Annotated in this window: 22 protein-coding genes; 15 read left to right on the forward strand and 7 right to left on the reverse strand. The window is 59.8% G+C overall.

All coding sequences use genetic code 11. From position 1 onward, the window contains the following. Positions 1-23: 23 nt before the first annotated feature. The 6 genes from LZG00_09745 to LZG00_09770 are packed head-to-tail and all read left to right on the forward strand — an operon-like array spanning position 24 to position 5254. The gene (locus tag LZG00_09745; GenBank protein ID MCF3594282.1) at positions 24-680 is read left to right on the forward strand and encodes an amino acid ABC transporter permease; all 657 of its coding nucleotides are present in this window, start codon (positions 24-26) and stop codon (positions 678-680) included. 15 nt (positions 681-695) lie between these two features. Next, the gene (locus LZG00_09750) at positions 696-1457 is read left to right on the forward strand and encodes an amino acid ABC transporter ATP-binding protein (GenBank protein ID MCF3594283.1); all 762 of its coding nucleotides are present in this window, start codon (positions 696-698) and stop codon (positions 1455-1457) included. 12 nt (positions 1458-1469) lie between these two features. After that, a complete protein-coding gene (locus tag LZG00_09755) occupies positions 1470-2807 on the forward strand; it encodes an aspartate aminotransferase family protein (GenBank protein MCF3594284.1) in 1338 nt (445 codons plus the stop codon). Between the two features lie 9 nt (positions 2808-2816). Next, positions 2817-3743 (forward strand): 3-keto-5-aminohexanoate cleavage protein, encoded by a 927-nt coding sequence (locus LZG00_09760; GenBank protein ID MCF3594285.1) that lies wholly within the window; start codon positions 2817-2819, stop codon positions 3741-3743. 3 nt (positions 3744-3746) lie between these two features. Further along, complete coding sequence (locus LZG00_09765; protein ID MCF3594286.1) at positions 3747-4229, forward strand: GNAT family N-acetyltransferase; 483 nt, start codon at positions 3747-3749, stop codon at positions 4227-4229. Next, a complete protein-coding gene (locus tag LZG00_09770; protein ID MCF3594287.1) occupies positions 4226-5254 on the forward strand; it encodes a histone deacetylase family protein in 1029 nt (342 codons plus the stop codon). The genes LZG00_09765 and LZG00_09770 overlap by 4 nt, the downstream gene beginning before the upstream one ends. A gap of 5 nt (positions 5255-5259) precedes the next feature. Here the strand turns inward: LZG00_09770 and LZG00_09775 are convergent, their stop codons facing one another. Further along, positions 5260-5883: an XRE family transcriptional regulator gene (locus LZG00_09775; GenBank protein MCF3594288.1), complete on the reverse strand. Its 624-nt coding sequence runs from the start codon at positions 5881-5883 to the stop codon at positions 5260-5262. 66 nt (positions 5884-5949) lie between these two features. Here LZG00_09775 and LZG00_09780 point away from each other — a divergent pair, with 66 nt between their 5' ends. From LZG00_09780 to LZG00_09810, 7 genes are all read left to right on the forward strand, one after another. Further along, entirely contained in the window at positions 5950-7467 is a 1518-nt protein-coding gene (locus LZG00_09780; protein MCF3594289.1) for an acyl--CoA ligase, read from the forward strand. Positions 7468-7660: 193 nt separating this feature from the next. Then, positions 7661-8314: a DsbA family oxidoreductase gene (locus LZG00_09785; GenBank protein ID MCF3594290.1), complete on the forward strand. Its 654-nt coding sequence runs from the start codon at positions 7661-7663 to the stop codon at positions 8312-8314. Further along, a complete protein-coding gene (locus LZG00_09790) occupies positions 8311-8676 on the forward strand; it encodes a potassium channel family protein (GenBank protein ID MCF3594291.1) in 366 nt (121 codons plus the stop codon). Before LZG00_09785 ends, LZG00_09790 begins: the two co-directional genes overlap by 4 nt. A gap of 140 nt (positions 8677-8816) precedes the next feature. Beyond that, positions 8817-10025 carry a multidrug effflux MFS transporter gene (locus LZG00_09795; GenBank protein MCF3594292.1) on the forward strand — a complete coding sequence of 403 codons (1209 nt, stop codon included), beginning with the start codon at positions 8817-8819 and terminating at the stop codon, positions 10023-10025. Between the two features lie 167 nt (positions 10026-10192). Continuing rightward, positions 10193-12400, forward strand: a complete 2208-nt coding sequence (locus tag LZG00_09800) for an NADP-dependent isocitrate dehydrogenase (protein MCF3594293.1) — start codon at positions 10193-10195, stop codon at positions 12398-12400. 110 nt (positions 12401-12510) lie between these two features. Further along, positions 12511-13725, forward strand: coding sequence for an NADP-dependent isocitrate dehydrogenase (locus LZG00_09805; protein MCF3594294.1), 1215 nt, complete (start codon positions 12511-12513; stop codon positions 13723-13725). Between the two features lie 102 nt (positions 13726-13827). Continuing rightward, positions 13828-14157, forward strand: a complete 330-nt coding sequence (locus LZG00_09810; GenBank protein MCF3594295.1) for an SMR family transporter — start codon at positions 13828-13830, stop codon at positions 14155-14157. A gap of 115 nt (positions 14158-14272) precedes the next feature. Here the strand turns inward: LZG00_09810 and LZG00_09815 are convergent, their stop codons facing one another. After that, positions 14273-15145 carry an NAD(P)-dependent oxidoreductase gene (locus LZG00_09815; GenBank protein MCF3594296.1) on the reverse strand — a complete coding sequence of 291 codons (873 nt, stop codon included), beginning with the start codon at positions 15143-15145 and terminating at the stop codon, positions 14273-14275. A gap of 96 nt (positions 15146-15241) precedes the next feature. Between LZG00_09815 and LZG00_09820 the strand changes: the two genes are divergently transcribed. Further along, complete coding sequence (locus LZG00_09820) at positions 15242-17728, forward strand: penicillin acylase family protein (protein MCF3594297.1); 2487 nt, start codon at positions 15242-15244, stop codon at positions 17726-17728. 78 nt (positions 17729-17806) lie between these two features. On the opposite strand, the gene hflX is transcribed toward LZG00_09820, so the two are convergent. The 4 genes from hflX to trkA form a co-directional block, all read right to left on the reverse strand. Further along, positions 17807-19108, reverse strand: coding sequence for a GTPase HflX (gene hflX, locus LZG00_09825; protein MCF3594298.1), 1302 nt, complete (start codon positions 19106-19108; stop codon positions 17807-17809). Between the two features lie 122 nt (positions 19109-19230). Further along, positions 19231-19470, reverse strand: a complete 240-nt coding sequence (hfq, locus tag LZG00_09830) for an RNA chaperone Hfq (protein MCF3594299.1) — start codon at positions 19468-19470, stop codon at positions 19231-19233. A 266-nt stretch (positions 19471-19736) separates the two neighbouring features. Continuing rightward, positions 19737-21254 (reverse strand): TrkH family potassium uptake protein, encoded by a 1518-nt coding sequence (locus LZG00_09835; GenBank protein MCF3594300.1) that lies wholly within the window; start codon positions 21252-21254, stop codon positions 19737-19739. 58 nt (positions 21255-21312) lie between these two features. Further along, a complete protein-coding gene (trkA, locus tag LZG00_09840) occupies positions 21313-22689 on the reverse strand; it encodes a Trk system potassium transporter TrkA (protein MCF3594301.1) in 1377 nt (458 codons plus the stop codon). Between the two features lie 128 nt (positions 22690-22817). Here trkA and LZG00_09845 point away from each other — a divergent pair, with 128 nt between their 5' ends. Then, positions 22818-23279 (forward strand): hypothetical protein, encoded by a 462-nt coding sequence (locus LZG00_09845; GenBank protein MCF3594302.1) that lies wholly within the window; start codon positions 22818-22820, stop codon positions 23277-23279. Positions 23280-23287: 8 nt separating this feature from the next. Here LZG00_09845 and LZG00_09850 read toward each other — a convergent pair whose 3' ends face one another. Beyond that, entirely contained in the window at positions 23288-24238 is a 951-nt protein-coding gene (locus LZG00_09850; protein ID MCF3594303.1) for a hypothetical protein, read from the reverse strand.

Here is a 24238-nt window from a genome sequence, read left to right on the forward strand (position 1 = left end):
CGCATCGCTGACAGGAGGCCGACATGGGTCTTGATTTCACGGTAGTCCCGGATTATTTCGGCATGCTTTTGCTGGGTATGGGCTGGACCATTGCCATCACGATTGGCGCAGGCCTGCTGAGTTTTTTCGGCGGTATCATCTTTGCTGTCGCTGCGCTCTATGGGCATTGGGTGATCCGGTTGCCGATGCGCGGTTTCGCCTTTCTGTTCATGGGCACGCCGCTCTTGCTGCAACTTTTCCTGATCTATTTCGGCCTGATCCAGATCGGCATCGACCTGCCGGCCTTTGTGGCGGGGGTAATCGGGTTGGGGCTGCATTTTGCGGTCTATAACTCGGAGCTTATTCAGGCGTCGATCCTGGCGGTGGACAAGGGCCAGTATGAAGGTGCGCGCACATTGGGTCTGTCGCGGGGCCAGACATTGCGGCGGATCGTTATACCGCAGGCGGTGCATGCGGTGATCCCGCCGATGGGCAACAATATGATCGCATTGCTGAAAGACTCAGCGCTTGTGTCGGTGATCGGTGTGGCCGAACTGACGCTGGCGGCACAGCAGGCAATCAGCCGAACCTATCGCCCGTTCGAATTCTATATCGCTGCCGCCGCCTGTTATTACGTCATCAACCTTGCGCTGGAGGCGGGACTGCGCCGTCTGGAACGTCGCATTGCTGCGTCGCGCTGAGAAAGGAAACCTGTGATGAGCGATCAAGCCTTTGTCACCATCAAGAATGCCGCCAAGAGCTTTGGTGCGCTGAAGGTTCTCAAGGATATTAACCTGACGGTCGAACGTGGCCAGATCGTTGCGATTATCGGTCCGTCGGGGTCGGGGAAATCGACGCTGCTGCGCGCGATCAACGAGCTTGACCCGTTGAGTTCGGGCGAGGTTTGGCTGGAAGATGTGCAGATCAACAAGAAGCTGCCGCATCGTCAGTATGAGGCGCATGTCAACCAGGTGCGCCAGAATATCGGTATGGTGTTTCAGCACTTTAACCTGTTCCCCCACCTTACTGTGCGCGGCAACATCACGTTGGCGCCGCGCATGCTTAAGGGGTTATCGGCGCAGGAGGCAGATACGCTGGCTGAAGAACAACTGGCCAAGGTCGGACTGGCGGAAAAGATCGACGAATACCCCTCGCGGCTTTCGGGCGGACAGAAGCAGCGCGTGGCGATTGCGCGCGCATTGGCGATGAAACCCAAGGTGATGCTGTTTGACGAGGCGACATCGGCGCTTGATCCTGAATTGGTGGAAGAGGTCAATCTGGTGATGAAGCAGTTGGCCGAGGAACATATGACGATGATCATCGTCACGCATGAGATGGATTTTGCCGCGTCGGTCTGTGACCGGGTGTTGTTCATGGATCAGGGCGTGGTGGTCGAGGAAGGCCCGCCGTCGGTGATCTTTGAGAACCCCAAGGAAGAGCGCACCCGCAATTTCCTGCGCAAGCATCTCAGCCGCTGAAAGCCCGCGCCGATGAGCAACCTGTTTTATCAGACGAAATCACCACGCCCGATGCTTGAGCGGGCCGAGGGGATTTATATGTGGGACAAGGCCGGGAGGCGCTATATCGACGGATCGAGCGGCGCGATGGTCAGCAATATCGGCCATTCCAACCCTGCCGTTCTGGACGCGATGCGCGCCCAGATGGAAAAGGCGACCTTTGGTTATCGGTTGCATTTCCAGACGGAAAGTTCCGAACGGCTGGCGGCGAAAACGGCTGCACTGGCGCCCGAGGGCATGAACAAGGTGTTTTTCGTCTCGGGTGGGTCCGAGGCGGTGGAAAGCACGCTGAAACTGGCGCGGCAATTCGCGCTGACGCAAGGCGAGGCGCAGCGTTTCAAGGTGATTTCGCGTTTTCCAAGCTATCACGGTTGCACGATGGGCGCGCTGAGCATTACCGGAATGGCGACGATGACAGCGCCGTTTGATCCAATGATGCAACGGATGCCCAAGGTGGCGGCGCCGCGTGCTTATCTCGATGGGCTGAACCCGGATGACCCGGCGACGGGGCTTTACTATGCCAACATGCTGGAAGCGAAGATTTTGGAGGAAGGGCCAGAAACGGTGCTGGCTTTTATCGTTGAGCCGGTGGGGGGCGCGTCGACCGGCGCACTGGTGCCGCCTGCGGGGTATATGCAGCGCATTCGCGAGATTTGCACCGAGTATGGCGTGTTGCTGATCCATGACGAAGTGATGACCGGAGGCGGGCGCACCGGGCGGTTCTTTGGGGCTGAGCATTGGGATGTGGTGCCTGACCTTATTTCGCTCTCCAAGGGGTTTGGCGGCGGGTATGTGCCGCTGGGCGCGATGATTGCGCGCGATGATATTGTCGAGGCTGTGATGGGTGCGGGCGGGTTCGTGCATGGCTTTACCTATGCGGGAAATCCGCTGGCATGTGCTGCCGGGTGCGCCGTGTTAGAGCAGGTTGAGGCGCATGATCTGACCGGGAATGCGGAACGGATGGGTGAGAAACTGAGGGCGCGTCTGGAAGGGTTGATGCAATGCTTTCCGTTGATCGGGGATGTGCGTGGCAAAGGCTTGTTGATGGCGTTTGAGTTGATGGCGGACCGGGAGAGCAAAGCGCCGTTGCCCACCGAGTTGAACGCCCATGCGCGGCTGGTTGATATTGCCTATGACAACGGCTTGATCATCTATTCGCGTCGCACGCGGGGCGGTGCCTCGGGCGATCATTTTCTGGTCTGCCCGCCGATGATCGTCAACGAGGCGCAGTTGGATGAACTCACCGACATGCTGGAGCGGTCGCTCTCGACTTTTATGGCGGAAATCCCGCAGCTTTCGGGCGCGGCATAAGGAAAACCCATGTCAAAGATCATCATCACCTGCGCCGTAACCGGTTCGATCCACACGCCCTCGATGTCGCCCTATCTGCCCGTGACGGGCGAGGAAATCATCGAGAACGCGCTCGGGGCCGCCGAGGCCGGGGCCGCGATTTTACATCTGCATGCACGGGACCCGGAAAATGGCCGCCCTTCGGCTTCGCCGGAGCATTTCATGGGGTTTTTGCCGCAGATCAAGCAACGCTCGGATGCTGTAATCAACATCACCACCGGCGGCAGTGCGACGATGACGCTGGAGGCGCGGCTGGCTGCGCCGAAACTGGCGGCGCCGGAGATGTGTTCGCTCAACATGGGGACGATGAATTTCGCGCTTTATCCGGCGGCCGAGCGGATCACCGATTGGAAATATGACTGGGAAAAACGGTTTCTGGAGGAGTCCGACGATCTGGTTTTCAAGAACACGCCGCGCGACATGGCGCATGTGTTGCGCGAAATGGGTGACGAGCGCGGCGCGCGGTTTGAGTTTGAATGCTATGACGTCAGCCATCTCTATATGCTGCGCCATTTTGTTGATCGTGGGCTGGTGCGCGGGCCGCTGTTTATTCAGTTCGTTTTTGGCGTGCTGGGGGGGATCGGGCCGGACCCGGAAAACCTGACCCATATGAAGCTGATCGCGGATAAGTTGTTTGGCGATGATTATACGTTTTCGGTCTTGGCGGCGGGGCGGCATCAGATGCCGTTGATCACCATGTCCGCCATCTTGGGCGGGCATGTGCGTGTCGGGCTTGAGGATAGCCTGATGATCTCACGCGGGACGCTGGCCAAGAACAATGCCGAGCAAGTGAGCAAGATCCGCCGCGTTGTCGAGGAGTTGGGCCGCACGGTGGCCAGCCCGGATGAGGTGCGCGGGATGCTTGACCTCAAGGGTGCGGACCGGACGGGGATTTGAGGCATGGATGAGATTGTAATTGCGCCGGTGACGCAAATGGATGTGGCGCAGCTTGACAGCGCGCTTAAGGCGTTGGCGGCGGATTTGGGTGACGCCTATACCAGCGATCAGACGGCCTTGGCCGAGGCGATCTGTGGGCCGGGGGCAAGTAGCCTTGCGTTGCTTGCCACGCGTGATGGCGCGCCGGTGGGTGCGACCCTTGCAGCGCCGGTGTTTTCGACCCTTCGCGGCGGCATGGGCCTGTTTGTCAGCGATTTATGGGTCGCACAATCAGAGCGCGGCAAGGGTTTGGCACGTCGCCTTCTGGCCGAGATTATGCGTGAAGGCGCGCGTCGCGATTCCGGGCGTTTTCTGAAGCTTACTGTTTATCATGACAATCCGGGCGCGCGTGCGGCTTATGACCGGATGGGCTTTGACGCATCAACGGGCGAGACCAACATGGTTCTGTCGGGCGCGCCGCTCGAAATACTGAAAGAGACAACATGAAAGCCATTTTCGATGATCGCCAGTGGAAACACCAACCGCGCTATTTCATGGCCAATGGTGCGATCCTGCGCAACCCGGAACAGGCCGAGCGGATTGATCGGCTGTTGGCGGGGGCCAAGGCGGCAGGGTGCAGTGTCGAGGCGCCGTTTGACGCCGGGATGAGCCCGATTGCGGCGCTTCATTCGCCGGAATATCTGTATTTCCTTGAGAACATCCACACACGCTGGAAACGCATCGAGGGGGCCGGAGAAGAGGTGATCCCCAATATTCACCCGGCCAACCGCACTGACAGCTACCCGAAATCTGCCGTGGGTCAGGCGGGGTTTCATCAGGCCGATACCGCCTGTCCGATTGCCAGCGGCACATGGGAGGCGGCCTATTGGTCGGCCCAAAGCGCGATCACCGGGGCGGATTTGCTGGCGGCGGGCGAAGACGCTGTTTATGCGTTGGCGCGCCCGCCGGGGCATCATGCCTTTGGCGATCTGGCTGGGGGGTTCTGTTTTCTCAACAATTCGGCCATCGCGGCTGAACGGTTGCGCGCCAATAGGTTGCGCGCGGCAATTCTGGATGTGGACGTGCATCATGGCAACGGAACGCAGGGCATTTTCTATCACCGCAGCGATATTTTGACCGTGTCGATCCATGCCGATCCCGAGCGGTTTTATCCGTTTTTCTGGGGACAGGCGCATGAGCGTGGCACGGGTGACGGCCTGGGCTATAACCTGAACCTGCCGCTGGAGCGTGGCACGCCGGACGATGCCTATCTTGCGACGCTTGATCTGGCGTTGCGCCGGATCGAAGCGTTCGGTGCTGATGTGGTGGTTGTGGCGCTGGGGCTTGATGCGTTTGTAGACGACCCATTCAAGGGGTTGGCCGTCACGACCGCCGGATTTGGCAGGATTGGGGCCGCGATTGCCGGGCTTGGCGTGCCGTGTCTGTTCGTTCAGGAAGGTGGCTATCTGTGCGATGAGCTGGGTGAAAACCTGACATCGGTATTGAATGGGTATGAAGCGAGCGCGGCTTGAACGGATCAGACCAGGGATGTGACCCAGAGCACAGTCGCATCCTCTTCGCTGATTGAGATCAGGTTGTGGCCCATTGCGGCGTCATAATAAGCACTGTCGCCACGGCGCATTTCGACGGGTTCGTAAAACTCGGTATAGAGCGTGACAATACCGGTGAGCACATAGAGAAATTCTTCGCCGTCATGGCGCACCCAGCCGTCGAACTCCTCCATCGAGCGGGCGCGCACCCGCGCACGATACGGCAACATCTGTTTGCGCGTCAGGCTCTCGGCCAGCAATTCATGCTCGTAGGTGCCTGTAGGATGGGCGCTGCCTTCACCCATTCGGGTCACGCTCATCCGGCCGTTGACTTGACCCGATTGTGGGGCGGTGAACAACTGGGGCACGGACACTTCGAGCCCCAGCGCCAGTTTCTTCACAGCATCATACGTCGGTGACATCTGGCCGTTTTCGATTTTTGAGAGTGTCGAGCGTGCCAGACCGGCAGCGCGGGCGGCCTGTTCAAGCGTGAAACCACGCGCTTTGCGCAGGCCACGCACACGTTCCCCGAGGTTCAGCGGCTCGGGGGTAGTTTCGTCGCCGCTTTGGCGCGCGATGCGCACGATGGCGCTATGGGTCCGGGTGGTCATGAAACGGCTTTTAAGCGTCGTAAGTGGGTCTTGCAATGGCTGTGCTCAGAGCCTAGCAAGCGGGCCATGCAATCCATATTCGATAATGGCCCTTGGCCACCCTGCCCCGCCCCGTTCAATTTCGCCGCCCATGTGATGGGACGTTCGGGAGATTTGCCTGACAAGGTCGCACTGGCCGTGCTTGGACCCGAGTCGTGCGAGAACTGGAGTTATGCAGAATTGGAGGCGGCCGTACGCGGCACTGGCACGGGGCTTTTGCAGGCTGGGTTGAAGCCTGGTCAGATCGTCTTGATGCGGCTTGGCAACAATGTGGAATTTCCCATCGCCTATCTCGGCGCGATGGCGGTTGGGCTGGTGCCGGTGCCGACCTCGACACAGCTGACCGAACCCGAAGTCGCCAAGATGATCGACACGCTGCAGCCTGCGGCGATCCTGCACGCCGAGGGCGTGGCCTGTCCGCAGACCGATATTCCCGTGATCAATCAGGATGCGCTGGAAGCGATGCGTGCACTGGCGCCTTGCGCGTGGGACTTGGGTGATCCGAACCGGCTGGCCTATGTGATTTTTACCTCTGGCACCTCGGGCAATGCGCGCGCGGTGATGCACGCCCATCGCGCGATCTGGGCACGTGGCATGATGCATGAAGGTTGGTATGGTCTAAGCGAAAACGACCGGCTGTGCCATGCGGGGGCGTTCAACTGGACTTATACGCTGGGCACGGGGTTGATGGACCCCTGGAGCGTTGGCGCAACCGCTTTGATCCCCGCGCCGGGCACGCAGCCCGAGCAGCTGCCGGTTTTGCTCAAACGCCATGGCGCGACGATTTTCGCGGCGGCACCGGGGGTTTATCGCAAGATCCTCAACACTCAAAAGGGATCGCTTGATCTGCCTGAACTTCGCCATGGGTTGAGTGCAGGCGAGAAGCTGTCCGAGTCGATCCGCAAAGGCTGGAACGAGGCTACGGGCAAGAATATCTATGAAGCGTTCGGCATGTCGGAATGCTCGACCTTTATCTCGGGGGCGCCGGGGCGTCCGGCGCGGCCCGGAAGCCTGGGGCTGCCACAGGAAGGCCGCCGTCTGGCGATTGTCGATGACGATGGCAAACCGGTGCCAATCGGCGAGGATGGCACGATTGCGGTGTCGAATCGAGATCCGGGGTTGATGCTGGGGTATCTTGGGGCAGAAGACGAGACCCGGGCGAGATTTCGCGGCGAGTGGTTCTTGACCGGCGATCACGGATCGATGGGGGAAGATGGTCAGATCGACTATCACGCTCGCGTCGATGACATGATGAATGCGGGCGGCTATCGCGTTTCGCCGCTGGAAGTGGAAAATGCGTTGCAGGATTTTCCGGGGATTGGCGAGATCGGCGTCACCGATGTCGAGGTGAAGGCCGATGCGCGCATCATTGCAGCGTTTTACACCGCCGATGCGCCGCTTGATCACGACGCCTTGGCCAAATACGCGGCCGAGCGGCTGGCGCGCTACAAGCAGCCGCGGCTTTTCGTTCATCTCAAGAGCCTGCCGCGCAATGCCAATGGCAAATTGCAACGGCAGGCGCTCAAACCGCTCGCCGGGGTGTAGTCAGCCCGCCTGGGAGCGATTGTCCTTTCACGCGCCCTGCCCTGCGCCAGTGCCGTTTGCAGGTGGTTTTGAACGGGCGTTTGGATACGTAAGGCGAAAAACATCCAGCGGATGCCAATGTTTCTCGCATATTTTGATTCAGTAACCCTGCAAAAGCCTGTATCAAGTCCGGATCAGACAAAGGGGGCCGTTCATGGTCAAGCTCGATATCATCTCCGATCCGATTTGCCCGTGGTGCTTTATCGGCAAGACCCTGCTGGATCGCGCGCTGGAAAAGCGGCCCGAGCATCCGTTTGTGGTGGAGTGGCACCCGTTTCAGCTCAATCCCGACATGCCCGCCGAGGGGATGGACCGGCGCGCCTATCTTGAGGCGAAATTCGGCGGACCCGAGGGCGCGTTGCGGGCCTATTCACCGATCATGGAACGCGCCAAGGAAATCGGGCTGAACATTGAATTTGACCAGATCAAACGCACGCCCAACACGATGGACGCGCATCGTCTGATCCATTGGGCCGGGATCGAGGGCCATCAAACGTTCGTGGTGGCCACCCTGTTCAAGGCCTATTTTCAGGAAGGGCGTGATATCGGATCGCGTGATGTGTTGGCCGATATTGCCGACAGTGCCGGTCTTGATGCGGCGGTTATCCTGAAGCTTCTGGAAACCGATGCGGATATTGATACGCTGAGCGAGCGCGAAGCGCATTCGCGCAAGATGGGCGTGAATTCGGTGCCGACCTTCATCGTCGCGGGGCAACATGCCGTGCCCGGCGCGCAACCTTCCGAGTTGTGGTTGAAGGTGATGGACGAGATCGCGGGGCAATCGGGCACACAAGACGCGCCGCAATGAACAAACCGAGCGTCATCATCACCTCGCTGGTTTTGGTGATCGTGATTGGCACGGTGTTTTTTCATCTGGTCGAGGGCTGGTCCTGGGTCGATTCCTATTTCTTCAGTGTCATCACCCTGTCAACCGTGGGCTATGGCAGCCTTGTCCCGGCGACTGCGGCAGGCAAGATTTTCACAACGATTTTCATTTTCATCGGGCTTGGCATCTTTGCCATCGCGATCCAGCAGTTCGGCGTCTACATGGTGCGCAAACGCCAGGAGCAGGATGATTGGATGGTGGCGCATCTGGGACGCCATCCGCATCACAACACCCCCGAGGAGCCGCCCCGCGCGGCGAATGAGGATGAAGACCCCGAGCCATAAGGCCCGACCGCGTCCTGCCTCACGCATTTGACATCACGAAGATGTGCCGCGCCGTCGCGGTGGCATTCGCCAAACCCGGCTGCTAGGAGAGCACGGTCCGGGGTGGCATTTTCCACCCGGCGCATCTCATGAGGCCTGCAATGAAATCTCCGATGTCGCGTGTGGAATTTGTCGTGCTGATGGCAATGATGATTGCCACCGTTGCTTTTTCAATTGACGCGATGCTCCCCGCTCTGCCCGAGATCGGGCGCGAGTTGAGCCCGGACAATCTGAACAATGCTCAGCTTATTCTGACCGCCTTCATGATCGGCATGGGGGTCGGCACGTTTTTCACCGGCCCATTGTCAGACACGTTCGGGCGCAAGCCCGTGTTGGTGGCGGGCGTGGCGCTCTATATGGCGGCGGCGGTTCTGGCCTATATGGCGCCGACGCTGGAGATGATGCTTTTGGCGCGCGCGCTTCAGGGGTTGGGGGCTGCGGGACCGCGGATCGTGGTTATGGCGATTGTGCGAGATCAGTATGAAGGGCGCGAAATGGCGCGCTTGATGTCTTTCGTGATGATGGTTTTTTCGCTGGTTCCTGCGATTGCGCCGGCACTTGGTGCGGTGGTGATTGACGCGGCGGGTTGGCGCAGCATTTTCCTGGCTTTCGTGGTGTTCACCTTTGCCAACACCGTTTGGTTGATGATCCGCCAGCCCGAGACCCTGCCGCGCAGTGAACGCCGCCCATTTCAGGTGGCGCCGATGGGTATCGCGCTCAAAGAGATTTTTTCAAATCCGATGGTGTGTCTTGCGATTGCGGTGATGACCTTCAATTTTGCAGCCCTTTTCGCGATGCTGTCGAGTGTTCAACAGGTGTTTGATATCACCTTTGGGCGCGGTGACAGCTTTCCCTTGTGGTTTGGCGGCGTGGCGATCGTTGCGGCAAGCGCGAGCGTGATCAATGCGGTATTGGTGGTGCGGATCGGGATGCGGCGGATGATCACCTTTGCGATGGCGGCGCAGTTGGTGATCTGTCTGCTGGTTATTTTGCTGGAGATGTCTGGTTTGCCAAACGCGGTGCGCTTTGGGCTGTTCGTGTTCTGGCAGACCAGCATATTTTTCATGGTGGGTTTGACGCTGGGCAATCTCAACGCCATGGCGATGGAGCCTCTGGGCCATATTGCCGGGCTTGCCGCGTCGATGATGGCGGGGATTTCCACGGTGTTGGCGATGGTATTTGCCATTCCTATCGGACTGGCTTTTGATGGCACGCCGATGCCGTTGGCCTTTGGCGTTCTGGTGTTGATTTCGTCGGGATTGGCGCTGATGCTCTGGCTCAAGCGGATCGAGGCGCGGCAATTGGTCTGAGGCGCGCGTCAATTTAGTATACTTTTGCATACCGTCTTTGCAATGCGTCTTAAATCAGCTATGACGCGCAGGAAATTCGAATCCTGAACGCAGGGCGAAGTGGCATCTTCACGCAACTTTTTGCAACCATGCGGCTCAGTTCACAACCTGATCCAGAGGGCTCAAACATGGCTAAGAATCCCAGCAATCCCGATATCATTTACACCAAGGTTGACGAAGCACCGGAGCTTGCAAGCGCATCGCTTCTGCCGATCATCCAGAAATTTGCCGCTGCCGCCGATATTTCGGTCGGCACCAAGGATATCTCTCTAGCCGGGCGCATTCTTGCGACATTCCCCGAAAACTTGAGTGCGGATCAGCGCATCGCCGATGATCTGGCGGAACTGGGTGAGTTGGTGAAAACGCCCGAGGCAAATGTGATCAAGTTGCCCAACATCTCGGCCTCGGTGCCACAGCTCTTGGCGGCAATCAGCGAATTGCAAGATCAGGGCTATGCCATCCCCGATTATCCCGAGTCGCCTGTCACGGACGCCGAGCGTGAGACACGCGCACGCTATGACACGCTTAAAGGGTCGGCGGTGAACCCGGTTCTGCGCGAGGGCAACTCGGATCGTCGCGCAGCTGCTGCGGTGAAGAAATTCGCCCAAGCCAACCCGCACCGCATGGGCGAGTGGACAGCCGACAGCAAGACCCGCGTGGCCGCGATGGATGGGAACGATTTCTTTTCCAACGAGAAGTCTGTCACGCTGGACGCCGACGCGACCGCCAGGATCGTTCTGGAAACCGCCAATGGCGAGACAGTTTTGAAAGACGCGGTCAGTTATCCGGCGGGCACCGTTGTCGATGCGACGTTCATGTCTGCCAAGGCGCTTGATGCGTTCTTGGCCGATGAGATCGAAAAGACCAAAGCCGAAGGTGTTTTGTTCTCGCTGCATATGAAGGCGACGATGATGAAGGTTTCGGACCCGATCATCTTTGGTCATGCGGTCAAGGCATGGCTGGCGCCAGTGTTTGAGCAATTTGGTGATCGGATGGCCGATCTGGGTGTGAACCCCAATTCCGGGCTGGGCGATCTGTTGGAGCGCGTGAAGGGCGAGGCCGACATCATAGCGGCAATCGACGCAATCAGTGAAGCGCGCCCGCCGATGTATATGGTGAATTCCGACAAGGGTATCACCAACCTGCATGTGCCTTCAGATGTGATCATCGACGCTTCCATGCCCGCCCTGATCCGCGCGGGCGGCAAGGGCTGGGGCCCGTCGGGCGAAGAGGCCGATACGGTCTGCGTAATCCCCGATAACTCTTATGCGCCGGTTTATGACGAGGCGATCAAGTTCTTCAAAGCCAACGGCAAGCTGAACCCGGCGACTGCCGGCACGGTGCAGAACATTGGTCTGATGGCACAAAAGGCCGAAGAATACGGCTCGCATCCGACGACGTTCGAGGTGCCGGAAGGTGGCACTGTGAAGATGGTGCTTGAGGATGGCACGGTGTTGCACGAGACCAAGGTCGAAAAGGGCGATATCTGGCGTTCGGCCTCGGCGCGTAAGGCACCGATTGAAGATTGGGTGAACCTTGCCATTGAGCGGCAGAAAGCCACCGGATTTCGCGCGATCTTCTGGCTTGATGCCAACCGCGCCCATGATGCGCGACTGATCGAATATGTGAAGCCGATTTTGCAAGCCAAGGGCGTGGCCGACAAGTTTGAGATCATGGCGCCGCGTGAAGCCACGCGCGCCAGCTTTGAGACCATCACCAAGGGCGAGAACACCATCGCAATCACCGGCAACGTGCTGCGCGACTATCTGACCGACCTATTCCCCATCCTTGAGTTGGCGACATCGGCCAAGATGCTGTCGATCGTTAAACTGATGAATGGCGGCGGATTGTTTGAAACTGGTGCCGGCGGGTCGGCCCCCAAACACGTGCAGCAGCTTGTGGAAGAAAACCACCTGCGTTGGGATAGCTTGGGCGAATTCTGTGCTCTGGGTGAGAGCTTCATGTTTTTGGCCGAAGTGAAGGGCAACGCACGTGCCAAGGTGTTGGGCGAAGCGGTTGAGGCGGCGACACAAGGCATTCTCGACAATGGCCGCTCGCCCTCGCGCAAGGTGGGTGAGCCCGACAACCGCGACAGTCACTATTGGTTTGCCCGCTATTGGGCCGAAGCACTGGCAGCACAAAGCGACGATAGCGCGCTGGCCGAGGAATTCGCACCGGTTGCCAAAGCGCTGGCCGAGAATGAGGCCGAAATCGTTGCTGAATTGGCCGCTGTGCAAGGCAAACCGGCGGATATCGGCGGCTACTATCACGCAGATCCGGCCAAACTGACCGATGTGATGCGCCCGAGTGCGACGCTAAACGGTATCATCGGGTAAGTCAGACCCAATCACGCGGCGGGCCGGATTGGGCCGCCGCTTTCATGTCCGGGTATGGTTGCGCGCTTGTGACCAGCCAGAACCAGCCGCCCCACGAAGGAGACCGCCCGATGAGCAAGATCAAGGTAGAAAACCCTATTGTCGAAATGGACGGCGATGAGATGACCCGGATCATCTGGGACTTCATCAAGCAAAAGCTGATTCTGCCCTATCTCGATATTGATCTGCTCTATTACGATCTGGGCATTGAAGAGCGCGATCGCACCGACGATCAGATCACCATTGATGCCGCCAACAAGACCAAAGAGGTCGGTGTCGCGGTGAAATGCGCCACCATCACGCCGGACGAGGCGCGGGTTGAGGAATTCGGCCTCAAGAAGATGTGGAAGTCGCCCAATGGGACGATCCGCAACATCTTGGGCGGTGTGGTATTTCGCGCGCCGATCATCTGCTCGAACGTGCCGCGTCTGGTGCCGGGGTGGACCCGGCCGATTGTGATCGGGCGCCACGCCTTTGGCGATCAGTATAAAGCCACCGACATGAAGTTTCCCGGCCCCGGCACGCTTTCCATGAAATTTGTTGGCGAAGATGGCACGGTGATCGAAGAGGAAGTCTATCAAGCACCTTCGTCAGGTGTTTATATGGGGATGTACAACCTCGATCAGTCGATTGAGGACTTTGCCCGTGCGTCGATGAATTATGCGCTCAACATGGGCTGGCCTTTGTATCTTTCCACCAAGAACACCATCCTGAAGAATTACGACGGGCAGTTCATGATCCTGTTCCAGAAGGTGTTTGACGAAGAATTCGCCGACCGGTTCAAAGAGGCGGGGATCACCTATGAACACCGTCTGATCGACGACATGGTGGCCTGTGCCATGAAATGGAACGGCGGGTTCGTCTGGGCTTGCAAGAACTATGATGGCGATGTGCAGTCCGACACCGTAGCGCAGGGCTTTGGCTCGCTCGGGCTGATGACGAGCCAGTTGATGACACCGGATGGCAAGATTGTCGAAGCCGAAGCGGCGCATGGCACCGTGACGCGGCATTATCGCCAGCATCAGGCGGGGCAAGCCACTTCGACCAACTCGATCGCGTCGATCTTTGCCTGGACGGGCGGGCTGAAGCACCGCGCCAAGCTGGATGACAATAGCGCTCTGATGAATTTTGCCGATACGCTGGAAAAGGTGATCGTGGAAACGGTGGAATCCGGTTTCATGACCAAGGATCTCGCACTGTTGGTGGGGCCGGAACAAAAATGGCTGACCACCATGGGGTTCCTTGAGAAGATCGAAGAGAACCTCAACGCGGCGCTGGTGGGATAAAGCAAGCTCAGCGAATTTCAGACGGCGGGTTGAAGGATTCGCCGTTTTTTGTTGGACAGTATCCAACGTTTGGGCGATGGCTGGGCAAAAAGGAGCACGCCCATGCATTACATCTATCTGCTTCTGGCCGTGGCGGCGGAAACCATCGGCACTTCGGCCCTGCAATCCAGCCAGCAATTCACCCGGCTTTGGCCATCGGTTCTGGTGGTGGTGGCCTATGCGATCAGCTTTTATTTGCTGTCCATGACGTTGAAATTCATGCCCGTGGGCGTGGTCTATGCACTCTGGTCGGGGCTTGGAATCGTGTTCATCGCGTTGATCGGGTTTTGGGTGTTCGGGCAAAGGCTCGACTGGCCCGCCGTGCTGGGCCTTTTGTTGATCATCGCCGGGATCGTGGTGATCCAGATGTTTTCAAAATCTGTCACGCACTGAAGCCCTCATTCATCTTGCCGAAAATATCCTGGGGGTTTGGGGGCAAAGCCCCCAAGACTCGCAGACAGCACGGCACGCACCTTATACCCGCTAACGACCCCTGATACCCCCCTAACTAGCCCATATCACGCAACCTTTTGATCAGGCTCGACGTATCCCACCGACCGCCGCCCATCTTCTGAATATCCTTGTAGAACTGATCGACCAGCGCCGTGATCGGCAGCGAGGCACCGTTTTCATTTGCGGTGGAGAGGCAGATGCCGAGATCCTTGCGCATCCAGTCGACCGCAAAGCCGTAATCAAACCTGTCTTCCAACATGCCTTCATGGCGGTTTGCCATCTGCCAGCTTCCAGCAGCACCACCCGCAATCACCTCAACGACGGCCCTGCCATCCAGCCCGGCTTTCTGGGCAAAATGCAGCCCCTCGGCCAAGCCTTGCACCAGACCAGCGATGCAGATCTGATTGACCATTTTGGTCAACTGCCCCGCGCCGCTTTCGCCCAGCCGTTTGATCGACCTGCCATAGGCGGCCATTACCGGTTCGGCCTTGTCATAGGCGCCTTGATCGCCGCCGCACATAATCGAGAGCACACCGTTTTCTGCCCCCGCCTGCCCGCCCGAGACCGGCGCGTCGACAAAGGTGATACCCTTGGCCGAGGCCGCCTCGGCGAGTTCGCGCGTGACCGCCGCCGAAACCGTCGTGTGATCGACGAAGATCGCGCCGCGCTCCATTCCTGCGAATGCACCCTCTTCGCCAAGGCAAACGCTGCGCAGGTCGTCATCATTGCCGACGCAAGACATCACGAAATCTGCCCCTTGTGCGGCGTCGCGCGGCGAAGGCCCGGAGCGCCCGCCGTGTTCCTTGACCCACGCCACGGCTTTGGCGGCGCTGCGATTGTAAACGCAAACGTCGTGACCCTTGGCGGTTAGATGTCCGGCCATGGGATAGCCCATTACCCCCAGACCCAAAAAAGCGACCTTGCTCATGTCTTTCCCCTTGCAATTCGTCGCTTTAAGGTTTGTCTGTCGCGGACCCGAATGGCAAGGGCCGAGCGCAGAAACCGACAAGAGGACCACCGACAGATGGCATGGCTTTTCCGATGGATGATGCGCTTTGTCGTGCTGTTTCTCGTGCTTGCCGTCGTGACTTTGACGGGTGTCTATTTCTTCGCTTCGCGCTCGCTACCCGACTATAACAAGGCCTTGCGGGTCGAGGGTGTGGGCGCGCCCGTCGAGATCGTGCGCGATCACGCCAATGTGCCCCATATCTTTGGCGCCAGCGACAACGATACGATGTTCGGGCTTGGCTATGCCCACGCCCAGGACCGGTTGTGGCAGATGATGATGCTGCGGCGCACGGCGCAGGGGCGGCTTTCGGAGGTGTTCGGCGCATCCACGCTGGAAATCGACACCTTGATGCGGCGGCTTGATATCTATCGGTTGGCCGGGACTTCGGTTGCGTCGCAAGATCCCGAGGCGTTGGCAGCGTTGGAGGCTTATGCCGCCGGGGTCAATGCACGGCTGAGCGAGATCAACCGTGACGCGCTGGGGCGTGGTGCGCCGGAGATGTTTGTCTTCAACGTGCCGGTCGCGCCGTGGCGCCCGGCGGATTCGATTGCCATCGGCAAGCTGATGGCGACCCGGATGATGAGCCAGTTGCAAAAAGAAGTGCTGCGGGCGCGGCTTTCCCTGGCGATGCGCGATCCGGCGCGGGTGCGCGACCTTCTGCCCGACGCGCCGGGGCCGGGTGTCGGCGCCCTGCCCGAATATGCGAGCCTGGTGCCCGATGCGAGCGTCGAGCAGGTGTTTGCTGATGCTCAGGCTGGGATGAAACCGCGCCCGGATCATCCGCTTTCGCCCTTCACGGCCCCCGGCTTTGGCAGCGGGTCGAATGCCTGGGCAGCGGCACCGGAACGGTCGGCCTCGGGCGGCACACTTTTGGCCAGCGATCCGCACATGGGGTTTTCCGCGCCTTCGATCTGGTATCTGGCGCGGATCGAGCTGACGCGCGGCGGGGTGATTGGCGGCACAATTCCGGGTCTGCCCGCGGTCTTGACCGGGCGCAGCAAATCGCTTGGTTGGGGGCTGACCGCCTCTTATCTCGACGATCTTGATGTTTATGTCGAAGCGCTGAACCCTGACAATCCGGAAGAATACCGCACGCCCGACGGCTTCAAGCGCTTTGAAAGCCGCAAGTCCATCATTGAAATCAAGGACCAACCGCCGATCACGCTGACCCTGCGATGGACCGATAACGGCCCTGTCCTGCCAGGCAGCTATGAGCGGCTGGGCAGTATCACGCCGCCGGGGCATGTTGCCTCGATCGCCTGGACGGCGTTGTCGGATCAGGATCGCTCTTACACCGCTGCCTACAATCTGATGCGCGCCGACACGATCGAGAACGCAATTGCCGCTACAGAAAGCTATGTTGCGCCCTCGCAGAACCTGATCGTGGCCGACAGGATCAACGTCGCGATGAAGACGATTGGCGCCATGCCGCGCCGTGATGCAGGACACGAAAGCGAAGGGCGCATGCCAACGCGTGGCTGGATTGCCGAGAACCGCTGGCAGGGAATCTCGGCCTATGCCGCCCTGCCCGAGTTCATCGCCCCGCCAGGTGGAATCGTCGGCAATACCAACAACAAGACCGTAAGCCGCCCGTTCCCGGCGCATGTCTCGCATGATTGGGGCGACACACAGCGCGTGCAACGCTGGAACGAACTGATGCAAAGGCGCCGGGTGCATAACCGCGACAGTTTCATCGAGGCGCAGCTTGATATCGTGAGCCATTCCGCGCGGGTGCTTCTGGCGTTGGTGGGCAAGGATCTGTGGTTTACCGGTGAAGCCGCGCCCGAAGGCACGCCCGAGCGGTTGCGTCAGCGTGCGCTTGAATTGCTGGTCAACTGGAATGGCGAAATGTACGAGCATCTGCCTGAACCGCTGATTTATGCGGCCTGGATGCGCGCCCTGCAAGCGCGGCTGATCCGCGACGAGTTGGGACCGCTGGCGGATGAGTTGAACTATCTTGAACCCTTGTTCATCGAACGGGTTTTCCGCAATATCGACGGTGCGGGAGTGTGGTGTGATGTAGCGCAATCCTCGAACGTGGAAACCTGCAGCGAAATCGCGATGGCTGCGCTGGATGATGCGTTGTTGTGGATCGACGAGACCTATGGCACCGCGCTGGAAAGCCTGCAATGGGGCGATGCGCATCAGGCCACGCATGACCATGGCGTTTTGGGCGAGGTGCCGATGCTGCGCTATTTCGTCAATATCCACCAATCCACCAGTGGCGGTGATTTCACGCTGAACCGGGGGGGTACATTGGGCAGCGGGCCAACCCCGTTTCGCAACGTGCATGGCGCGGGCTATCGCGGGGTTTACGATTTCGCCGATCCGGACAGTTCGGTTTTTGTTATCTCGACCGGCCAATCAGGGCATTTCCTGTCGCGCCATTATGACGATATGGCAACGCTGTGGCGGCGTGGCGAATATGTGCCGATGTCGTTGGATGTCGGGCTGGCGCGTGCTGCGGCGGTGGGCATCACCCGGCTGTTGCCAAGAGAGTGATACGCGCCGACGTAGCTGCCCACGCAAGCGGCCTGGAGTCGGGTTGATTTTTCGCAGAAGAGCCGTTGATCGCCGTGCTTATAACTGGCGAAAGCGCTGTTCCTGACGGTCGCTCCAGCGCAATTGCAGGCGGAAGCCTTTTTCTGTCTGTTCTTCGCTTTCCACCACGCCCTGTTCGTGCAGCCAGGCGCGTTTTCGACCTTCGGAAAACGAAAGATCAAGCGTTGTCTCATGGCGCACGTCGGCCAGCAGGGATGAAACCGCGGCCAGAAACTCAGGCATGCCCTGTCCGGTAGTGGCCGACAGCGCAACAATGCCGTCATCGCGGGCTGCAGCGTTCAGCCTGGCTTCGCGCGTCGCGTCGTCCAGCAGGTCGATCTTGTTCCAGACATCAAGCTGGGGCGTTTGCTCATCAACACCGAGAGACGCGAGGATGGCGCGCACGTCGACCGCCTGTTCATCGCTTTCGGGATGGGCGATGTCGCGCACATGCACCACCAGATCGGCGGCCAGCACTTCTTCCAGAGTGGCGCGGAAGGCAGCGACCAGCTCGGTCGGCAGATCGGAAATGAAACCCACCGTATCCGACAGGATCACCTCGGGGCCACCATCGGGCAGCGCGATGCGTCGCATGGTGGGATCGAGCGTGGCAAAAAGCATGTCCTCGGCCATCACTTCGGCCCCGGTCAACCGGTTGAATAGAGTGGATTTTCCGGCATTGGTATAGCCCACCAGGGCAACGATCGGATAAGGCACTTTGGCGCGCGCCTTGCGGTGCAATTCGCGGGTCTTGGCCACCTTGGCAAGCTGACGGCGCAGGCGGACGAGCTGATCGTCGATGGCGCGCCGGTCGGCCTCGATCTGGGTCTCGCCGGGGCCGCCGACGAAACCAAGCCCGCCGCGTTGACGCTCAAGGTGGGTCCAGGCGCGCACAAGGCGGGTACGTTGATAGCTGAGCGCGGCCATTTCGACCTGGAGCACACCTTCGCTGGTGCGCGCGCGGTCCGAGAAGATTTCGAGAATCAGCCCGGTGCGATCGAGCAGTTTCACCCCCCAGGCCTTTTCAAGATTACGCTGCTGCACAGGCGAGACCGGGCCGTCGATCAGCACCAGATCGACCTCGCCCGACTGCATGCGTAGTTTCAGCTCTTCGATCTTGCCGGTGCCAAAGAGCAGCCCGGGATGCGGGCGGGGCAAGCGTACGACCTCGGAACCGACCACCACGAGCCCGGGCAGTGCATCTGCGAGCGCGACCGCCTCGTCAAGCGCGCGGGCGGGATCGCGATCGCGTCTGGTATTGCGGATATCGGGGTGGAGAACCCAGGCGCGCGTATCACGTTGTTGCGTGTCGTGCGGCTCTCCGGTCGGGGTGTCACCCATCAGTGATCCAATTAAATGTTTCGCACAGAACCTGTATCACGGGCGGTGTGCAACGTGCCCGCGAAATTCGTCCGTCGCATAGCGCATCGCCCGGCCCTGTCACCGGTCCGAGGCAGAGCGCGCTAGTTCGCGTCTTCACCATCATAGAGGTTGATCGGTTGCGACGGCATGATGGTGGAAATCGCATGTTTGTAAACCAACTGGGATTGCCCATCACGGCGCAGCAGCACGCAGAAATTGTCAAACCACGTGATCACACCCTGCAATTTGACCCCGTTGATCAGGAAGATTGTCACCGGAACCTTGGTCTTCCGCACATGATTGAGAAACGCGTCTTGCAGATTTTGTCGGTCGGAAGCCATCAGATTTTCAGCCCTTGTTCTTTATCATTTTTCTTGCGCGGCGCCGCGGACCGGAGCCTGTCCCGTGAGGCCGAGTATGTCGTGGGGCCGTGCGGGCGTCCAGAGCAAAATTTCAGGCCCGCGTGACGCTGTCTGGTGAGGTTTTGCATAGGGTTAAAGCGTTTCTATTTGAACCTGAGGCTGGGTTACGTGGAAACGCCGCGCAACCGATCAACGTCGTGGCCGTCTCAAAGCATACCCGTGAGTCCGGTTTGTCTCGAAACACTCTAATCGCGCCAGAAAGCGAGATTGGCAATGGCGATGATGGCCAGCATTTCAAGCCGACCAAGCACCATTGCCGCGCTCAGGATCAGCTTGCCTCCCGTGCTCATCTCAACCAGAGAAACCGGCGCCTCGGCGGCGCTGGTGATCAGCGGGCCGGTGGTTGAAAGTGCTGCGACCGAGAGGATCACCGCGTTTTCGAAATCGGTGCCGGTCGCGGTAAGCCCGGCGATGATCAGCGCCAGCGTCATCGCGAACAGCATGAAGAAGACCCAAGCCACAAAGGCACCATTGCGCCGGATCCGACGCCCCTGCCCGCCCGAGCGCCCGACCGAGTTGGGATGCACCAGGCGTTCCATCTCGCGCAGGCCGTTGAGATAGAGCGCATAGACGCGCAAGAGCTTGACCCCGCCCGCCGTGGTGGCCACGCCGCCGCCGATCAATGACAGACCCAGAAGGATCATGCCTGAAGCGCCCAACCCCGACCAATTGCGCGCATCACTCCATCCAGCGCTTTCGAAACCCGTGGTGGTAAGAAAGCTCAGGACGGTGAAGGTACTTCCCCAGAGAGCGCGGCCTGCAGCGACGATATTTTCGAGTTCGTCAACCTCGAAGGCCGCCAGCCAATGGCGCAGAAAAAGGATCAGCGGCACGCCGGCGATCAAGAGAAGGCCGATGCGAAACTCGGGATCGTGATGCAGGCCGGGACGCGCCGAAGTGAGCGTATCGGAGGAGAAGGTGAGCCGCGACAACGCGAAGAACAGAAACAGGAAAATCAGAAATTCCCCGAGCATGCCGGAATTGGCACCCGCAACGCCTCCGACCGCGGAAATCCCGCTCGTGGCCAGTGTCGACATCGCGTGGATCAGCGCCACAAGGGGGCGATCACCTGCAATCACCAGACAGAACCATAGCACTGCAGTGAGCCCGATATAGATCGGTGCCAGCAGTTGCAGCGAGCGTTGCAGGCGGCGGGTGGCATCGGACATGTCATAGCGGTCAAGCGGGGTGTCGCCCTGCCCCGGTTCGGCCGAGGCGGTGACCTCGAACCCGCCGAGATTGAGCGGTGCAAGGATCGCCGCCGCCGCGACCCACATCAACAACCCGCCAATCCAGCCGACCTGAGCGCGCCACATATGCATGGTGTCTGACAGGCGTTCAGTCGGAAACAGCGTGGCACCTGTGGTCGTGAAGGACGAAACCATTTCGACATAGGCATTGAGAAACGAGGTGGTCTGGAGCGCATCATGAAACGGCACAGCGAAAAACAGCGGCAGTACCGTGAAGGAGGCCAGAAGTGCCGCCAGATCGGTGAGCCCGCCGCGCAGTTTGCGCGGGCGGCTTGAAAGGGTGATCTGTATCATGACCACCGCAACAAGCCCCAGCAGGCCAGAATAAAAGAATGCCCGCGCCTCGGCAAAACGCTGATGGACGAGACCATGCAACGCCGGGAACATCATGAACAGCGCCATGAATCCGGCCAACGCGAGAATCAGTGGGATATGCCGTGCGGTCGGGGTCATCTGCGTGACCGGTCCAGGCAGGGATCGGGATGTTGGTAGGGCAGCATCTGCACGGCGCCTAGAAGAAGTCGATCGAGACCTGCAACAGCCTCTCGACCTCGGGCACGTCGGCGGCCATTGCGAAAAGCACGATCACATCGCCCTCTTCAATCCGCAATGCACCGGTCGGTTTGAGCACCTTGTCCTTTTTCTGAACAGCACCGACGAGCACCCCTTCAGGGAAGTCGATATCGCGGATCTGCTGACCTGTCACCGGCGAGGTCGATAGCACTTCGGCCTCGATCATCTCGGCTTCGGCATCGCCGATGGAATAGACGCCGCGCACCCGTCCGTGACGGATGTGGCGCAAAATCGAGCTGACCGTGGTGGCGCGCGGATTGATATAGGCGTCAATCCCCATCGGGGCCATCAGCGGCACGAAGGTGGGATCGTTGACCAGCGTAATCGCCATCGGACAGCCGATCTGCTTGGCGCGCACGGCGGCCAGCAAATTGGTCTTGTCATCGTCGGTGACACAGAGCACGGCATCGGCGCGATCAATCGCCGCTTCCGCCAGAATCGACGCATCGAGCCCGTCACCATTGAGCACGATGGTGCGCTCCAATGCGTCCGCCGCATGTTCGGCAACGGCGCGGCTGCGCTCGATCACTTTGGCGCGAATGCGGGTCTCGCTATCCTCAAGCGCCTTGGCCACGGCGAGACCAACATTGCCGCCCCCGATAATCACCACGCGTTCCTGTTTGCGGCTCTTCTTGCCGAACACTTCGAGTGTGCGCGGCACGTCTTCGGTCGCAACACAAAGATAACATTCATCACCTGCCAGGATCTGATCCCCCGCGTCAGGCGCGAAAAGCCGCCCCTTGCGGCGCAACCCGACCACGATCACCTTCAGCGTCGAGAAAAGATCGGTGAGCTGGCGCAGCGGCGTGTTGAGCACCGGGCAATCCTCGCCGATGGTGATGCCCATCAGCTGAACCTTGCCTTCGAGGAAGGATTCAGTGTCGAACGCGGCGGGCGATTTCAGGCGGCGCAGTGCGGCCTCGGCCACTTCGCGTTCCGGGCTGATCACCACGTCGATCGGCATATGATCGCGCCGGTAGAGATCGGAATAGATCGCCGTCAGGTAGCTTTGAGAGCGCAGACGTGCGATTTTGCGCTGGATCGAAAAAGCCGAATGCGCCACCTGACAGGTGACCATGTTGACCTCGTCGGAATGGGTGGCGGCGATGATCATGTCGGCATCGCGCGCCCCGGCACGTTCAAGAACGTCGGGATAAGACGCAAAACCTGCGATTCCCTGCACATCCAGCGTATCAGTGGCCCGGCGCACGAGATCGACGTTATTGTCGACGACAGTGACGTCGTTGCGTTCGCCCGAGAGATGTCGTGCGATCTGCCAACCGACCTGACCCGCGCCGCAAATGATGACCTTCATGGCCGCAAGACCCCTTCATATCAAGTGATTTGCATGGCAGATGGGCGCGCGCGGGTCAATTGCTTTGTCAGCAGGCAACCGGCAGCTTAAGATAGCGCATCACACCCCGCCAGAAGGAAAGAAAAACCATGAAGTTTCGCGCGTTCCTTGCTCTTGCCCTGCTGGGCGCCTGTGGCCCAATGGGGGTGTATTACAAAGCCGGAGTGCCCGTAGCGGCGGCGGATCGTGCGCTTCTGGACTGTCGGGTAACAGCGGCGAACAAGGTGCCTGTGAACCAGGTGACGCGCGTGATCCCCGGGCCGCGCGTTCCGCCAAAGCGGGTTTGCGACGGCGATGGCAATTGCACCATCATCCCCGGACGTCACCTGCCGCCCCGGATCATCACCGAAGATGCCAACGAGGGATTGCGCAAGCAGGTCGTGACGCAATGCATGAATGACAAGGGCTATCAATACGTGCGCATCCCGAATTGCTCGGCGGGGATTTCGCAAGCCGTGACACCCCAACAAACAACGACCTATCCGCAGCTTTCGGCAAAATCCTGCGTGGTGCGCAAGAGCGGCGTCTGGCAGATCGTGACGCCGGGCTGAAAGCCGCTCTAGGGCGCGCCAATATAGCTTTCGATGGCGGCGGCCGCGCGGGCGTGGTGTTTGGGCGTATCAATGCTTTCGCAAAACCGAAACAACAGCTGATCGCCGACAAAGACCGCCAGCAATTGGTGACGCTCTTGCGCAGGCAACAGCCCGCCGCCGAGAAAGGCATTAAGATCAGCGGTGTTCAATCCGAATTCGCGCGGCCCCTCGGGGGCGTCGGCCTGCAATTGTTGCCAAGTCAGGAAGCGCGCGACCATGCGGGCCACGGGCAGCCGCGCCGGACCTTGAATATCGACGCCGTAAAGGGTGGAGCCGTCATAAACCAGATTGAGATCGACGAAATCGCCGTGACCCGGCGAGCGGGACAGGCGTGTGCCACGAGCGGCCAGTGCGTGTTCGACAATCGATTCGATCAGGGCGGCGGCCAGAGATCGATCGGCGGCAGAAAGATGCGAAATGTCTGTGGCCTCGGCGCGCCGCACCCAATGTTTGGCACCAAATCCAGCAGTTTCAAGGCGCGGGGCGGTATATGCCGCAAGCCAATCAGCGGCCATGCGCAGCAGCCGAATACGCTCGGGCGGCGTCGCCTCTGCCAGGCAATCGCGCAGGCGCCTGCCCGGCACGTCGCTGAGCAGGATGATACCCGCATCGGGCAAGGCCAAGAGGCAGCGATTGACCGCAAAGCGCGCATCAGTGAGATGGGCGACAGCATAGGCCAGTTCGGCCTGCATGCGCGTGACCGTATCGCCAGAATCGGCCGCGAGAAACCGTTTGACGACCACGGCGCGCCCCCGCCAAAGGGCGCGAAACACCACCGCGTCGGGCTTGACTGCAAGCGCCTCGGCCAGTTCGATTCCGGCCAGCGCCGCGACTTGCTGCATATCGGCGCTCAGCGCCTCCGCCGCGCGGCGGGTCCGGTCGAGCTGCGCAAGGCGTTTTTCAAGGGCGGAGCCCAT

The organism is Rhodobacteraceae bacterium LMO-JJ12, assembly GCA_021555075.1.
In the GTDB taxonomy this organism is placed as follows: Bacteria; Pseudomonadota; Alphaproteobacteria; order Rhodobacterales; family Rhodobacteraceae; genus JAKGBX01.

What these genes read in the sequence shown, in the direction of transcription:
- trkA (MCF3594301.1), bottom strand. Translation starts at nt 22,689, where the DNA reads ATGAAGGTCATCATTTGCGGCGCGGGTCAGGTCGGTTGGCAGATCGCA.
- LZG00_09845 (MCF3594302.1), top strand. Translation starts at nt 22,818, where the DNA reads ATGAAGTTTCGCGCGTTCCTTGCTCTTGCCCTGCTGGGCGCCTGTGGC.
- LZG00_09790 (MCF3594291.1), top strand. Translation starts at nt 8,311, where the DNA reads ATGAACAAACCGAGCGTCATCATCACCTCGCTGGTTTTGGTGATCGTG.
- LZG00_09780 (MCF3594289.1), top strand. Translation starts at nt 5,950, where the DNA reads ATGCAATCCATATTCGATAATGGCCCTTGGCCACCCTGCCCCGCCCCG.
- LZG00_09750 (MCF3594283.1), top strand. Translation starts at nt 696, where the DNA reads ATGAGCGATCAAGCCTTTGTCACCATCAAGAATGCCGCCAAGAGCTTT.
- LZG00_09820 (MCF3594297.1), top strand. Translation starts at nt 15,242, where the DNA reads ATGGCATGGCTTTTCCGATGGATGATGCGCTTTGTCGTGCTGTTTCTC.
- LZG00_09785 (MCF3594290.1), top strand. Translation starts at nt 7,661, where the DNA reads ATGGTCAAGCTCGATATCATCTCCGATCCGATTTGCCCGTGGTGCTTT.
- LZG00_09810 (MCF3594295.1), top strand. Translation starts at nt 13,828, where the DNA reads ATGCATTACATCTATCTGCTTCTGGCCGTGGCGGCGGAAACCATCGGC.
- LZG00_09745 (MCF3594282.1), top strand. Translation starts at nt 24, where the DNA reads ATGGGTCTTGATTTCACGGTAGTCCCGGATTATTTCGGCATGCTTTTG.
- hflX (MCF3594298.1), bottom strand. Translation starts at nt 19,108, where the DNA reads ATGGGTGACACCCCGACCGGAGAGCCGCACGACACGCAACAACGTGAT.
- LZG00_09835 (MCF3594300.1), bottom strand. Translation starts at nt 21,254, where the DNA reads ATGACCCCGACCGCACGGCATATCCCACTGATTCTCGCGTTGGCCGGA.
- LZG00_09775 (MCF3594288.1), bottom strand. Translation starts at nt 5,883, where the DNA reads ATGACCACCCGGACCCATAGCGCCATCGTGCGCATCGCGCGCCAAAGC.
- LZG00_09805 (MCF3594294.1), top strand. Translation starts at nt 12,511, where the DNA reads ATGAGCAAGATCAAGGTAGAAAACCCTATTGTCGAAATGGACGGCGAT.
- LZG00_09755 (MCF3594284.1), top strand. Translation starts at nt 1,470, where the DNA reads ATGAGCAACCTGTTTTATCAGACGAAATCACCACGCCCGATGCTTGAG.
- LZG00_09850 (MCF3594303.1), bottom strand. Translation starts at nt 24,238, where the DNA reads ATGGGCTCCGCCCTTGAAAAACGCCTTGCGCAGCTCGACCGGACCCGC.
- LZG00_09760 (MCF3594285.1), top strand. Translation starts at nt 2,817, where the DNA reads ATGTCAAAGATCATCATCACCTGCGCCGTAACCGGTTCGATCCACACG.
- LZG00_09765 (MCF3594286.1), top strand. Translation starts at nt 3,747, where the DNA reads ATGGATGAGATTGTAATTGCGCCGGTGACGCAAATGGATGTGGCGCAG.
- LZG00_09795 (MCF3594292.1), top strand. Translation starts at nt 8,817, where the DNA reads ATGAAATCTCCGATGTCGCGTGTGGAATTTGTCGTGCTGATGGCAATG.
- LZG00_09770 (MCF3594287.1), top strand. Translation starts at nt 4,226, where the DNA reads ATGAAAGCCATTTTCGATGATCGCCAGTGGAAACACCAACCGCGCTAT.
- LZG00_09800 (MCF3594293.1), top strand. Translation starts at nt 10,193, where the DNA reads ATGGCTAAGAATCCCAGCAATCCCGATATCATTTACACCAAGGTTGAC.
- hfq (MCF3594299.1), bottom strand. Translation starts at nt 19,470, where the DNA reads ATGGCTTCCGACCGACAAAATCTGCAAGACGCGTTTCTCAATCATGTG.
- LZG00_09815 (MCF3594296.1), bottom strand. Translation starts at nt 15,145, where the DNA reads ATGAGCAAGGTCGCTTTTTTGGGTCTGGGGGTAATGGGCTATCCCATG.